This window comes from Candidatus Koribacter versatilis Ellin345 (assembly GCF_000014005.1).
In the GTDB taxonomy this organism is placed as follows: Bacteria; Acidobacteriota; Terriglobia; order Terriglobales; family Acidobacteriaceae; genus Korobacter; species Korobacter versatilis_A.
Genome location: NC_008009.1, coordinates 4,153,065 through 4,167,243 on the forward strand (window position 1 = coordinate 4,153,065; position 14,179 = coordinate 4,167,243).

At 57.4% G+C, this 14,179-nt stretch carries 8 protein-coding genes; 2 read left to right on the forward strand and 6 right to left on the reverse strand.

Annotated features, from left to right (window positions below):
• Nucleotides 1-426: 426 nt before the first annotated feature.
• Both ACID345_RS18180 and ACID345_RS25755 read left to right on the forward strand, forming a co-directional pair.
• Complete coding sequence (locus ACID345_RS18180) at nucleotides 427-1,731, forward strand: MBL fold metallo-hydrolase (protein WP_011524315.1); 1,305 nt, start codon at nucleotides 427-429, stop codon at nucleotides 1,729-1,731.
• Between the two features lie 63 nt (nucleotides 1,732-1,794).
• A complete protein-coding gene (locus tag ACID345_RS25755) occupies nucleotides 1,795-3,000 on the forward strand; it encodes a D-glucuronyl C5-epimerase family protein (protein WP_011524316.1) in 1,206 nt (401 codons plus the stop codon).
• A gap of 1,591 nt (nucleotides 3,001-4,591) precedes the next feature.
• On the opposite strand, the gene ACID345_RS27015 is transcribed toward ACID345_RS25755, so the two are convergent.
• The 6 genes from ACID345_RS27015 to acs (ACID345_RS18220) all read right to left on the reverse strand — a co-directional run bounded on the left by ACID345_RS27015 (nucleotide 4,592) and on the right by acs (ACID345_RS18220) (nucleotide 13,961).
• Nucleotides 4,592-4,738, reverse strand: coding sequence for a hypothetical protein (locus ACID345_RS27015; RefSeq protein WP_187148852.1), 147 nt, complete (start codon nucleotides 4,736-4,738; stop codon nucleotides 4,592-4,594).
• A gap of 420 nt (nucleotides 4,739-5,158) precedes the next feature.
• On the reverse strand, nucleotides 5,159-6,319 hold the full coding sequence (locus ACID345_RS27020; protein WP_187148853.1) for a hypothetical protein: 1,161 nt from the start codon (nucleotides 6,317-6,319) through the stop codon (nucleotides 5,159-5,161).
• Nucleotides 6,320-6,535: 216 nt separating this feature from the next.
• The gene (locus ACID345_RS18205) at nucleotides 6,536-6,856 is read right to left on the reverse strand and encodes a DUF962 domain-containing protein (RefSeq protein ID WP_011524318.1); all 321 of its coding nucleotides are present in this window, start codon (nucleotides 6,854-6,856) and stop codon (nucleotides 6,536-6,538) included.
• A gap of 33 nt (nucleotides 6,857-6,889) precedes the next feature.
• Nucleotides 6,890-9,853 (reverse strand): GAF domain-containing sensor histidine kinase, encoded by a 2,964-nt coding sequence (locus ACID345_RS25760; RefSeq protein ID WP_011524319.1) that lies wholly within the window; start codon nucleotides 9,851-9,853, stop codon nucleotides 6,890-6,892.
• Between the two features lie 126 nt (nucleotides 9,854-9,979).
• The gene (acs, locus tag ACID345_RS18215; RefSeq protein ID WP_011524320.1) at nucleotides 9,980-11,938 is read right to left on the reverse strand and encodes an acetate--CoA ligase; all 1,959 of its coding nucleotides are present in this window, start codon (nucleotides 11,936-11,938) and stop codon (nucleotides 9,980-9,982) included.
• A gap of 112 nt (nucleotides 11,939-12,050) precedes the next feature.
• The gene (gene acs / locus ACID345_RS18220; RefSeq protein WP_011524321.1) at nucleotides 12,051-13,961 is read right to left on the reverse strand and encodes an acetate--CoA ligase; all 1,911 of its coding nucleotides are present in this window, start codon (nucleotides 13,959-13,961) and stop codon (nucleotides 12,051-12,053) included.
• Between the last annotated feature and the right edge of the window lie 218 nt (nucleotides 13,962-14,179).

Here is a 14,179-nt window from a genome sequence, read left to right on the forward strand (position 1 = left end):
AAGTTGATAAACATAGTTTTCCAAGTGCTTATTTACTCGTTATTTGCGGAGAGCGCGTTTAAACGCGGTCGGAAAAATGCCGGTTTTGCTCCGTGAATTTCTTCCTGGAATGCCATAAAACGCGACCCTGGAGCCAGAAAAGTGTTCAACTCGGCTTTTTGCCGCAAAGGTGGTACAGAAAAGTGGAAGGATTTTGTTTGGTGAAGAGTAAATAGCGAACAAAGCCTTTGTTGCCTGTGCTTTCCATTCCCATTTTGGCTTACTATCCCCGGCTAAGTTGCTGAATCCACGTGCCGCGTGCACGCTCCCTATCTTGACCAGAGATGAGCACTGTCGTAATATTTCGCAGCTCACTTTCCCCTTCAAGTCCCCTTAAGGGCTGTTTCATTGCCCAGCTGAACCCCGCTCTTCGAGAAAGGTCTATCGATGCACGTGACGTGGGTAAACCACGCTTCGTTCGTTGTTTCCGCTGCGAACGTCTCTATTATGTCCGACCCCTGGTTGGAGGGAACCGCGTTCGATGACGGCTGGGGCCTGCTTTCTGCAACGAAGTTCGGGTACGAAGAGTTCCGCGACATTACCCACATTTTCATTACCCATGAGCATCCCGACCATTTTTCTCCCAAGTCGTTGCGGGGCATAGCGCCTGAACATCGCGCACGGATTACGGTGCTTTACCACAAGACGAGAGATCGCCGCGTCCTGCAGTACTGCGCCTCGCTCGGGTTCAAGACGCAGGAACTTCCTGAGGAAGAGTGGTTCGCGCTCGCACCGGGCTTTGAGGTTTTCTGTGGGCGAACCGGGTTGATCGATTCGTGGCTTGCATACCGGGCGGACGGCAAGGTCATCCTCAATCTGAATGATTGCATTTATACGACGAAGGCGAAGTTACTTCCGATCCGCGAGCGCCTGGGGAAACCTGACGCCTTGTTCACCCAGTTTTCCTATGCAGATTGGGCTGGCAATCCGGAGGATGAAGAACGCCACAAGCAGCACGCGCAGCGAAAGCTGGCCCAAATGAAAATGCAATGCGAGGTATTTGAGCCTCGCGTTGTGGTGCCATGCGCAAGCTTTGTGTGGTTTTGTCACAAAGAAAACTACTTCATGAACGCTCACGCCAATCGCATTGGTGACGTGCATCGATTCTGCACCGAGGACGTGAAGTGTGCCTCCGTGGTCCTGTATCCGGGAGACCAGTGGGAGGTGGTTACGGAGCACGACTCCGAGTCCGCTATCCGCAAGTACAACGAAGACTACGCCAGTCTCCCTTCACGGCCCCTGGTGTCGTCCCCGGAGATTCCCATCGAGAAGCTGAAAGATGCCTATCGCAATTACATCCGCAAGGCGCGGGCCAAGAACACGCCAAAGCTCCTGGAACTCATCCCCGCCTCCGTGGTGTTTCTCAGTGATCTTGGGAAGAAAGTGCGAATTTCGATGAAGCATGGGATCGAAGTGCTTGCTGAGGGAGATGCCACGCCCGCTGATATCTCCTTGGGATCGGAATCTCTGCATTACTGCTACCTGTTCGACTGGGGTGGCGCGACCTTGGGAGTCAACGGGCGATATACGGTGCCGCCGCAAGGACGTCCACGGCGCTTTTTCTGGAATTTCCAGGTCCAGTCCTACAACGCATCGGGGGTTCGCTTCGACATGAAGATGGTGAGCATCATCGCCGCCAGAAAAATCTTGAGTAAGTTTGGAGTACCGGTGCTGGAAACACTCGACGTTTGAAGTGTTTTCCATGCTGACAGTTTCAACTCACGGGCCCCTCTAGTTAGATTCGGAGATAAGGAAATGAAAAGACTCGTGGTGTTCGGATTGCTCGTATTCCTGCAGGTCTCTTTTACACGCGTCGCACACGGCCAATGCGTCGCATTGGGAACGGTCGCACCGGTCACCACTTATAGCGCCGCCGGCGTGTACCTGAGCAGTCTCACCGACGGCAACATCGCTCACGGATCGAATATTCAGTTCGACGGGAACGGAATCCCGATGGTGCTAGCCAGCGGGGTATTCGTATACAACCCGGTGACGGTTTCACAGTGGGCGCTTCAGCAGTATTCCTACTCCGTCGCTTACGGTACCGCCGGTGCTCAAGCCAATCTCGTCAAGGGAGCGGACTGGCTGATGAGTGTTCAGGACGCCACGACCGGCATTTGGTACATCAACTATAGCTTCACCGTCGCCGGCATGGGAGTGACGCTCAGTCCGCCATGGGGCGGCGCAATGGCGCAGGGACAGGCGATTTCCGTACTGAGCCGTGCCTACCAGGTCACTCACGATGAGAAGTATTTAACGGCAGCCAGCAAAGCCCTGGCGCCGTTAGCGAAGAAGGTATCCGAGGGCGGGCTCACCGACGATTTTTTTGGTGATCCCAACCTTCCGCATTACGAGGAATATCCCACCGTACCCGCCTCTTACACGTTGAATGGCTTTATGTTCACGCTGGTTGGCCTGTACGATCTCTCGGCATTCGATGCGACGGCTCTGTCCATGTACAACGCCGGATTGAAGACCCTCGACGCGGAACTTCCGTATCACGAAATGGGCGGGATCAGCGCGTACCATCTCGGTCACATAACGAATGCGCCCCGCGGGCCCCACGTCGCGTGGAGCTATCACCTGGTCCATCTCCAACTACTGGGCGCGCTGAAGTACCTCAATCCGACGGACAAAGTGGTGAGTTTCTATTACGGCCAATGGTGTTCCTACCAGCGTGCACTCTCCCAAATCGTCCTCTCACCTGCTTCGGGAACCACTTTCAAGGCTGGACAGTTGTTTTATCTGAATGCCCAAATCAACCCGAATTACGCGATCGGGTTCGCGAATCTCACGGATGGGGGCACACCGGTCTCCAAAGCGACGCTTGGCAATGGAAGAGCCATATTCCGGATTGATAATCCGACCGCCGGAACCCACAACTACCAGGTCTCCTATACGTCGGACGGAACTGTTCCGAGCGTCACTTCGAACGTACTGTCGATCACTGTGACACCCTGATTTGAGCGCATGAAAAACCCCGCCGTGTCGAAGGCGGGGTTTCCCTTAGGCCTCGTTCGACTCCCGAACGAGAAGTTGCGTTTGCTCACTTCAGGGCGAAGTGGCGTTGCAACGAAATGTAACGATGGCCTGAATTACTTGTCACTGTAATTCGTGATTCGCGAAGAAACCGAAGTCACTTAGACTGTTTTGTCACACGACAATCCCGGCACCTAAGGGGTCGTGTCAATGAGCGTCATTGCGCATAGGGGATAATTTTGTAAGCAGATGTAAATTACAATCAGCGGAGGGTGATGCGACATGCAAGAACCGTTGTCTCCTCCGCCAAATTGCCCGGTATGCGGTAGTACCGAATTCTTACTAATTAATTGCCGAGCGGTCGGCCAGCACGCAGACTCCCAACATGCCTCAATACATGGTGTCCTGAGCTACAAGTGTTCCAACGGGCACGTCTTTTTGCCGAGAAATCCGCCAGAGCCTGAGACAAAAATTTAAAAGAAGACCAACTGATTATTCCCTCATAGGTGATTGGAATTCATCCAACAGTCGGTAGGAGGACGCCTCCCGTGGAAAGTTCCCCGCTCCACGAAAAACTCACCGAGTTTCATCCCGGCTTCGATCACTCGACCAGTGACGATGGCTTAGTCCTTCGTTCGGTCTGCCTGAGGTGTGGGCTGTTCATCTATAGCCGGTTTGATGGCCCACTGCGAGAGATCGAGCGGAATCACAAGAACGAGTGCCGCGAGACGCATTGATATCCCCGCCCACGAAGATCGGGGATGTGAGGGTAGTGCCGACTGAAGTGTCTGCCCAGGTCTCGAAAAGCGCGAGACCCGGGGCACCCAAGCAGTTTCGTGAAGGAAAGTAAAAAGGATGTTGACGCGAACAGACCTTGGGCCACCCGCCAGGAGTTTTGTGACTGCTGGTGTGTGCGTGTAAAGGACCGCCTCCCGGACTGCGTCCTGCCCGAGAAGCGCGCGAACGATATAGGGGTTCGTCGAACTGAATTCATTAGTGAGGCAAGCCCAAGGTGCTGGCCTTGCCAATACAAACAAGGAAGACGTTGTGGTCGGATTCGATTACCAACCATTCCAGCATCCCGCCAGCTACGTAGTATTCGAAGTAAGGACACTCGGCAATGAGCCGTTCAAGGGCCGCAGCAGGAACTTTATAAACGGGGAGTTCCCCCATCGATTTCCGGGATGAGGAAGGTTCTTCCTTCCATCGACGGCAAAACCGATGAAAGACTAAGGTTCGAGGAATCGTATTTGGTGCATGGAACCGCGAGGTCGAGCCACCACGCCCGAGGATTACCCCGAACGTAGCGCTCCCGAAGTTGGCCCACGACCTTGGCAGCAGTCACGTTTCCTAACCGCTCGAGCTCCAGTCCCAACCGAATAGCCGCTTCTTCGATCCGTACCTCAACTTCGCTCATCGATCACTCCTGGTGTTCCGACCGCGGGTGGTCTGGGCTTGACCAGAGTGATCATAGTTCTGTCTTCTTTTCCTTCCAAGGAGTTTGGGTGGCGTGCAGGAAAGTACAAAACGACTCACTTCGCCATCCAGGGGCATAGGCGTGGACCGAGACGTTCTAATTTTTGCCGCTCGCTTTGCGGGAAGTAACTTTCCGCTTGGGCTCTGGCCGTGGCGTTTTCGGAGCCTGGAACGCTGCGGCCATAGCCGCATTGAAATTGGCTGCGGCTTCGCGTCCTTCGGTGTATTCTTTTGCCGACTTCATAGGCACATTCTACTCCCATGATTCCTCGCCAGTTTAAGAAGCTGCTAGAAGCACTTCTTTCGTCGCATGAGTCGTTAGTCAAAAGCACTGAATCCATCCATCAACAACTTGAACGACAACGCGAGGAGCAACAGATCCAGAAATACATAAAGCAGCAAACGCCACAGCCACCTATTCTTATCGATATAGCGGACAAAGACGAAATAGGGGCTGGAAAGACAGAGCGCAGAGAGAATCGAACCCGCGACGAGAAGCACTTTGGAATTAACGTAACTCTCCAGATTTTGCTTGTCCTCGGATCTTGGGGGGCTGTTATTGCCGCTGGCTATTATGCGCACGTCGCTAGTGGACAACTCTCCCAAATGAAAACTCAAACCGAGCAACTTAGGGCTCAAACGGAAGCGACGACGCGCCCTTGGGTCAAGGCCAAGATGACGGAATCTGGGCCCCATTATTTTCGACAATATTGGGGCTGAAGTAGGATTCACCATCGTGATCCAGAACGTCGGCCATTCTCCCGCGACCAACGTCGATGTACGAGTCGAGGTAGTGAACGCGAATGGCCCTAATGTTGTAGAAATTCAGCGACGACTTTGCCCTAAATCCGAGCCAATCGTGAATGGGTGGGGAAGAGCCCTCTTTCCCGGAGAACCAGAGCCAAGACCATTCATGGCTCAACTCACAAAGGATAAGCTTCAGGCTAAGTTTGAGGGGTTTCCCCAAGGAACCGTACTGCTCAACGTCGTCGGTTGCGTTGACTACACCATCAACCCAACCGAACACAAACAAACCGCCTTTTCGTACCTGGTCGTGGAAGTCGGCGCTAATGGGAAATCTCAGCCGATCATGAATGGTCGGTCTGTCCCCAAAGAAAAGGTACGGTTTTTTGACGGGGGCCCAGTCGGCGAATCCGCAGATTAGCCCTGTCACGGCAAGATAAATTAGAAACGCCGCGACGCCCCATCCGAAAATCCCCAAGAAGTATTTTCCCTTATAGAGGATTAGCCAATGACCGAAAGTGGCACACGAGAGACCGAGAATAAAGATCAGAACGCAAAGACTCTTGCTGGTGAAATTCATTGGGTGCACGTCGCGATGCTGGCGACTCAAGTCATACTTGGAGTTATTGGCCTTCTCGCGCTCGCCATCTATTTCTGCCAATTGCGGCAAATGATTGAACAGACCAAAATCAGCCGTACATCGCTGGAATCCGTGCAGCGCGCATTTGTTTCTAATGGTGGATATCAGGGACTCAATGAGGCCGACGCCAAGGGAAATATCCAATCGCTGCTGCTCTCTCTGAAGTGGAGGAATAGCGGCAACACTCCAGCCGTCAACGCTAGATATCACGTCAACATCATTCAGGGAGAACTCCCTAGTGATTTCCGATTCCCGGATCGAGACGCGAATGGGAATATAGTCACCGACAACGAGAGCATCCGGGGGTTCTATGCTCCACAAAGCGACTCTTACGCTATACCCCTGCGCATGACCCAGAGGCGCAGCGTCATCTACGGTTGGATGAAGTATGACGATGTGTTTGACCGCTCCCGCTCGCACATCACGCAGTTTTGCGACCAACTCACTTGGCTTCCAACTCCTCCCAAAGAGCCCACTGCTACGCTCGTTAATCCGTGCCCCGTTCACAACTGCACGGATGAATGGTGCGGAGATCAAAAGCGTTAACCCTGTCACGGCGATCCAGAGCGTAACGCAGATTGTGAGCCAAGTGTATAGAGACCTAGCTAATCTCGCGTTTTGAAGATTTTGCAATTCTCGAGGGGGGAGGGGGTACCCTCAAATTCCCTTCGCCATCCACTTCCCAAGCTGCCCGGTCATCATCAGCCAGAGCATCCGAAAATCGCTGATGAACGACCAGAACGGATAGCCGAAGGTCGCGGGCTTGTTCTTCTCGAGCAGGAAGTGGCCGGTCCAGGCGCAACCGTACGCGATGGGGAGCCACAAGAACGCCCACCACGGATGGCCTAAGGCGAACGCGAGAATGACGGTGAGGATGCCGAGCGAAGTGCCGGTTGCGTGCAGGGCGCGGTTGGCGGGATTTTTGTGCTGCTGCAGGTAGAAGACGAAGAACTCGTCGTAGGAATTGAACTGCGCCATCGCTCAGCCTCGGAGCGGAATTCTAGCGCAGCTTCACGCCGGCTGCACCGACGGCGGCGGATACTTCGTTGACGGAAACAGCATGGAGAAAACGGTGCCAATCCCCTGGCGGCTGCGCACCCGGATTCTTCCCTTCGCTTTCTCGACCATGCCGCGCGTGACCCACAGGCCGAGGCCGGTGCCGACGTCGGACTTGGTGGTGAAGAACGGCGTGAAAAGTTTTTTGCGAACTTCTTCATTCATGCCGATGCCTGAATCGCCCACGGTGAGCCGCACCGCTTTGCCGCCGGTCTTGAGGTCTACCACGCGGCGCGCTCGGATCCAGATGCGGCCGCCGTCGTTCGACGCGTCGATCGCGTTCACGAGCAAATTCGCAAGCACCTGGCGCATTTCGCCGGCGAGGCCGCGGATCGTGAGGTCCGACTGCACGTCGAGCTTGAGTTCGAGCGACTTGTAGAGCAGCTTGCGCTGGTAGAGGTTCACGACGTCCTGCACGATGTCGGGAACGCTCATCAGGATTGGGCCGCTGCTGTCGCGATAGAAGCCGAGCGTCTGCCGCGCGATGTGCGATACGCGGCCCAGTTCCTGGTCAGCAATCTCCAGATAGGAGCGAACCTGGTCTGAGACGCCGTCGGTCGTCTTGGCGAGATAGATGAAGTTCGTGACCGCTTCGAGAGGATTGTTGATCTCGTGCGCGATGGTCGCAGCAAGGCGTCCGGTCGCGGCGAGCTTCTCGGAACTGCGCAACGCCTCTTCCGCTTTGCGCCGCTCGGTGATGTCCATGGTCACGCCGTCGAAGCGCACCGGGTTCCCGGTCTCGTCGTAGAACCCGCGGCCCACCGCGCGCACCCAGCGCACCTCGCCTGTCGGCGAGACAGCGCGATGGTCAACGTCGTAACGCTTCTTTTGGTTGATGGAGGTTTCGATCGCCTGGCGGGTTCGTTCGCGGTCCTCGGGATGGAGGATCCGATAGAAATCGTCGACCGTGACTTTGGCGTCGGGCGGCAACCAGAAGTGCTCCTTCACGCGCTCATCCCAACCGAGAACGTCGAACGGCAAGTCGCAATACCAGAAGCCCAGGTCAGCGGCGTCCACGGCGAGGTTGAAGCGCTCCTCGGCACGCTTGAGTTCCGTCTCCGCCTCGCGCCGCGCGGTCGTGTCCATGGTGATGCCGAGACCCGAAAGCGCTGTGCCATCCTCACCCAGCATGATCTGGCCTTGCGTGAACGACCACCGCTGAGCGCCGTCTTGCCTGATAAGGCGATGCTCGATCTTGAAGGGGCCGCCCTGACGAAGCGCACGATCGAGTTCGGCAACAACGGCGGGGCGGTCGTCGGGGTGGACCGCGTTCACCCAGTTCTTCAGCCGGTCGGCGGAGACTGCAGCGTCGAAGGAAGGGACCTCCATGGACCACGTGACTTTGTCGGTCGGGATGTCCCAGAACCAGGTGCCCATGTTGGCGGCCTTCTGCGCCTCGCGGAACTTCTGGTCGCTGATGCGCAGGGCTTCGTCGGCAAGCTTGCGTTCGGTTATGTCGATGCTGAGGACGATCAGGCGCTCCGGGCGCGCGGTTTCCGCGTGATACACCACGTGGCCGCGCCCCTGCACCCATCGCACACCGAGCGGGCTCTGGACGCGATACTCCACGAAGTAGGCTTTGGCATTCTGGACGCAGCTCTCGAGCTCGTTGCGGACGATGTCGCGGTCGTCGGGATGGATTTGACGCTCCCAATCGGCGCGGCTCTTGATCTCCGACGGGTCGCACCCGAACACCGGCCAGCTGCCCGGCGAGAACCGGATTTCATCGGTACGGAAATCCAGTTCCCAGGTCGCGAGCTGCGCCGCCTGCTGGGCGATAGCGAGCCGCTGCTGCACTTCCTCGGATGAAGCCAACTGTCTCGCAATACGATCGTTGAGCTGTGCGTTGTCGATGGCGGCCGCTGCCTGCGCGGCGATGCTCTCGACCAGGTGCTGTGCTTCCAGGGTGAACCGGTTCGGCTCAGAATGGCCAAAGAACAGTCCGCCGAGCACCTTCCCCGAGCGCGAAACCACCGGCACCGCGAGATAGCTGCACACGGGCAGGTGCCCTTCCGGCATGCCGTGGTAGGGAGCGTTCTTGCCATATCGCGGATCCTTGCGCACATCCGCCAGCCGCACCGTGCCTTCGCCGGCGAACGTTGGGCCGAAGACGGCGGTATTGCGCGGCATGGGAAATTTCTCGAAGGCTTCGCGGGGTGCGCCAGAGAGCGTGTACAACATGTAGCTCTCGCCATCGGCGCGGATTTCGTTGTAGAAAAACGCTCCGAAAGCGGCACCGCTGAATTCTCGCGCGGTGTCCGTTGCCGCCTGCACGATCTTGTGGAGGTCGCGCTCGGCAGCAAGGAGAATGCCCGTGTCGTTGAGCGTCTCAATTTGTTTCTGATAGCGCAGCCGCTGCGATTCGGAGCGATGACGCTCGATTGCGATGCCCGCAGTGCGAGCGAGAAGATCGATAGCCTGGCGCGCCCGGTCGGTCGGTGACGCAGGTTCAAGGGTGTAGATACCGAGCGTGCCAAGAACATCGCCATTCGATGCAAAGATCGGCATGGACCAGGCGCCGCGCAGTCCAAGCGGCAACGCGAGGTGCTTCAGCGCGGACCAGGAGGGCGCAGTGTCAATGTCTTCGACGAAAACCGGCTTCTTGCAGAACGCGGCCTTGCCGCAGGAGCCGACTTCGGGACCAATCGCGGTGCCATGAATCAGCTTGTTATATGTATCGGGAAGGCTAGGCGCAGCGCCGTGCATCAAGCGCGTTCCTGACTCGTCGAGCAAGAGGATCGAGCAACGAACTTCGGTGTCGCAGTACTCCTCGGCGGCGTGCGCAATCTCTGTTAACACCTTCTCCAGAGAGGCGCCGCGCGCTATGAACTCGAGAATTTTGTTTTCGCGCGCGAGAAGACGAATGGCGTGTTCGGACGCATCGACGTGCGCAGCGAGTTCAGGATTTAATCCACTCATGAGACGGGGCACAACTGTCGAGAAGACAGTTGGATGCAAGTATTGCGGGCCGAGTTGTCTGCTAAGGAAAACGGGCACGCGTTTCGAACGTGCCCGCCTTGCCTGTTTTTGAACCTACGCAGTCTACTACTGTTCATCTTCCTTGAGCTTGGCGATGACGGTGAAATCTTCCAAGGTCGTGGTGTCGCCCTTTACATCGCCTCCCGTTGCCAGTTCACGGAGCAGACGGCGCATGATCTTGCCGCTGCGGGTCTTGGGGAGCGTGTCCGTAAAGCGGATGTCATCGGGCTTCGCCATGGAACCGATTTCCTTGGCTACCCAGGCGCGGAGTTCTTCCTTCAGTTCAGGCGAGGGCTTGCTACCGGATTCCAGCGTGACGAACGCCGATACTGCCTGACCTTTCATCTCGTCTGGGCGGCCAACGACCGCGGCTTCCGCGACCTTCGGATGTGCCACCAGCGCGGACTCGATTTCCATGGTGCTCAGGCGATGGCCGGAGACGTTCAGCACGTCGTCCACGCGACCCATGATCCAGAAGTAGCCGTCCTTGTCTTCGCGAGCACCATCACCCGTGAAGTACACGCCCGGAATATCAGACCAATACTGGTGCTTGTAGCGCTCGGGATCGCCGTAGATGGTGCGCATCATCGAGGGCCACGGTTTCTTGATGACGAGGAACCCGCCCGAGCCGAGCGGTACTTTCTCGCCGGCACGGGTTACGACTTCCGCGATGATTCCGGGCAGCGGCTTGGTCGCCGAACCCGGCTTGGTGGCGATCGCGCCAGGCAGCGGCGAGATCATGATGGCGCCAGTCTCGGTCTGCCACCAGGTATCAACGATCGGACAACGATCTTTCCCGATGACGTCGCGGTACCACATCCAGGCTTCGGGGTTGATCGGCTCACCAACGCTGCCGAGCAATCTTAGAGTGCTCATGTCATGACGGTTGGGATATTCCGCGCCCCACTTCATGAAGGTGCGAATCGCGGTCGGGGCGGTGTAGAAGACGGTGACCTTGTGCTTGGCGACGAGCGCCCAGAAACGATCGAGGTCCGGGAAGTTCGGCGCGCCTTCGTACATCACCGTCGTGGCGCCGGTTTGCAGCGGACCGTAAACGATGTAGCTGTGGCCCGTGACCCAACCGATATCGGCAGTGCACCAGAAGGTATCGTCTTCCTTGAGATCGAAGACCATCTTGGTCGTGTAGTAGGTGCCGACTGCGTAGCCGCCAGTGGTGTGGACGATTCCCTTCGGCTTGCCGGTGGTCCCCGACGTATAGAGGATGTAGAGCGGATGCTCGGCGTCGAGCGGCTCGGCGGGGCAGTGGTCCTTCGCCTTCGCCATGAGATCGTGCCACCAGTGGTCGCGACCCTCTTTCATGTTGATGGCGCTTGCCGTGCGCTTATAGACCACGACGTGTTTCACGGTTGGGCACTTTTCCAGCGCCTCGTCTACTGCGACTTTCAACTTCACTTCGTTGCCGCGACGCCATGAGCCATCCTGCGTAATGACGGCGACGGCCTGCTGGTCGGTGATGCGGTCCACCAGCGCGTTCGCCGAAAAGCCACCGAAGATCACGGAGTGCGTCGCGCCGATGCGCGCGCAGGCGAGCATCGCAACGGGCAGTTCCGGCACCATACCCATATAAATCGCAACGCGATCACCCTTCTTGATCCCAAGATCCAGCAGAACGTTGGCGAACTTCTGCACTTCGAGCCAGAGCTGCTGATAGGTCAGCGTGCGCACGTCGCCGGGTTCGCCTTCCCAAATGAACGCGGCCTTGTGGCGGCGTCCGCCGAGCACGTGGCGGTCGAGACAGTTGTAGGAAAGGTTGGCCTCAGCGCCGACGAACCACTTCGCCCAGGGTGCGTCCCACTCCAGAACTTTGGTCCACGGCTTGAACCAGTGCAGTTCCTTCGCGACTTCAGCCCAAAATCCTTCAGGGTCGTCAGCGGCCTGCTTGTAGAGTTTCTCGTATTCCTCGAGCGACTTGATGTGGGCGTGACGGCTGAACTCAGCAGGCGGTTCGAATTTGCGATTTTCCTGAAGAATGGAATCAATATTGGAGTGCGTGGCTGAGGACATGATCTGGGTTCCTTCCTGTATTTACCCCACTACGGACGTGCTTGGAATACTAAAACAAGCGGCCCGTCGTGGAAAACGGACCGCATAAATCTGAGTACTTGAACCCGAGCTGCTACTGCTCCAGTGTCGAAAGATCGCCGATGTCCGCTCCGGTTTCACGCGCCTTTAACAACCGGCGCATGATCTTGCCGCTTCGTGTTTTCGGTAGTGATGGAACGAAGTCAATCGCTGACGGCGTGGCGATCGGGCCAAGTTCGCGGCGAACGTGGTCCACCAGCGCGGCTTTCAGGTTGTCGCTGGCGTTGTGGCCGGCGCGGAGCTGCACGAAAGCCTTGATGGACTCGCCCTTCAGCGCGTCGGGGATGCCAATCGCTGCGGCTTCCGCAACCGCCGGGTGCGAAACCAAGGCGCTTTCCACTTCCGCGGTACCAATACGGTGGCCTGCGACGTTGAGCACGTCGTCGGCGCGGCCGATCACCGCGATGTAGCCATCTTTGTCGCGAACGGCGACGTCGCCGGTCATGTAGCAGCCGGGGATCTCCTGCCACTCGCGTTCCCAGCGGGCGTCGTTCTTCCAGATTGTGCGCATCATGTGCGGGAAAGGTCGTTTCAAGATCAATCGGCCCTGCACACCATCGGGCGAACGCTTCCCTTCCATGTCCACCACGTCGGCTTCGACACCGGGCAGCGGCAATCCAGCTTTACCAGCGCGCATGGCCTTGGTGACGGGCGTACCAAGGGTCGGACCGCCGAGTTCGGTCTGCCACCAGTTATCAATGACGTATCCCCATTTGCCGTCGCCGGCGATATAGGTCTGCGCCCAGCGCCAAGCTTCGGGATTCAGCGGCTCGCCCGCGCAGGCGACTACGCGCAGTGTTGTCAGGTCGTAAGACAACGGCAGCGATTCGCCGAAGCGCATAAACATGCGGATGGCTGTCGGCGCCGTGAACATCTTGGTCACGCCGTAGCGCTCGATGATCTGCCACGCCGCAGAGGGTTCGGGATAATCAATCGCGCCTTCGCGCAAAAGAGTGGTGACACCCGCGCAGAGCGGCGCATACACGATGTAGGAGTGGCCAACGATCCAGCCGGTGTCCGAAGTGTTCCAGAAAATGTCCTGCTCGCCGATATCGAGGAAGCTGCGCAGGTGATAGGTGGTGCCAACCATGAATCCGCCGTGGACGTGGACCACACCCTTCGGTTTTCCCGTGGTTCCCGAGGTATAGAGGATGAACAGCGGATCCTCGGCGTCCATCTCTTCCGCCGGACATTCCGAGGAAAACTTCATCAGCGCGAAGAAATCGATCTCGCGTCTGCTCGCGGCTTCGAATTGCCCCTTGCTGCGCTGGTACACGACGACGTGCTCAACGAACTCCAGGCCGTCAATCGCTTCATCCACGATCGGTTTCAACGCGACCGTCTTACCGCGACGATAGGTACATTCACCGGCGATGACGACCTTCGCCTGCGCATCTTCAATGCGATCGCGAAGTGCCTGGTGACCCAGACCTGCATAGACAACCGAGTGAATCGCACCGACACGGGCGCATGCCAGCATCGCGACGATGCATTCGATGGTGAGCGGCATGTAGATCACAACGCGATCGCCCTTGTTGACGTCAATCGAACGCAGGCCGTTGGCGAAGCGGCACACCATGCGATAGAGCTGGCCATAAGTCACGACCCGCTCTGAGCCGTCTTCGCAGAGCCAGATGTAAGCAACTCGATTGCGGCGCTCCGACTTCGCATGACGATCGAGGGCGTTTAGCGTGATGTTAGTCTTGCCGCCGAGAAACCACTTGTGGTGCGCGCCGTTCGCCTCGCTCACTGTTTGAAATGGTTTGGTCCAGCGAAAGTTCTTCGCGTATTCGCCCCAGAAGGCGTCGTTGTCGGCGATCGAGCGCGCGTATTCCTCGTCCCAGTGCTGGAGCAGGGCCTCTTTGACCACGATCTGCGGGGCGTCGTACTGCTCTTCTTTGGCTACGTAACTCTGAACGCCGGGTGCGGGCGCAACCGTGGACATAACTTCCTCCTCAGATTCGGGGTCGTTTGTATAACGGAATAAGTGGGTTTTCCAGCGGAGATGTGGCGGGGAGAGGGGGGAACTTTTCAAAGTGGCAACGGCGTGCGGGAAACGACATCCTCAACCCCTGCGCTGTGACATCTACTGCGGGCCCGAAGGTACTACAAGCAGGCGGAGAACTCTTGTGGGGTGTAGGAGGATGGTCGGAAGTTCAACCG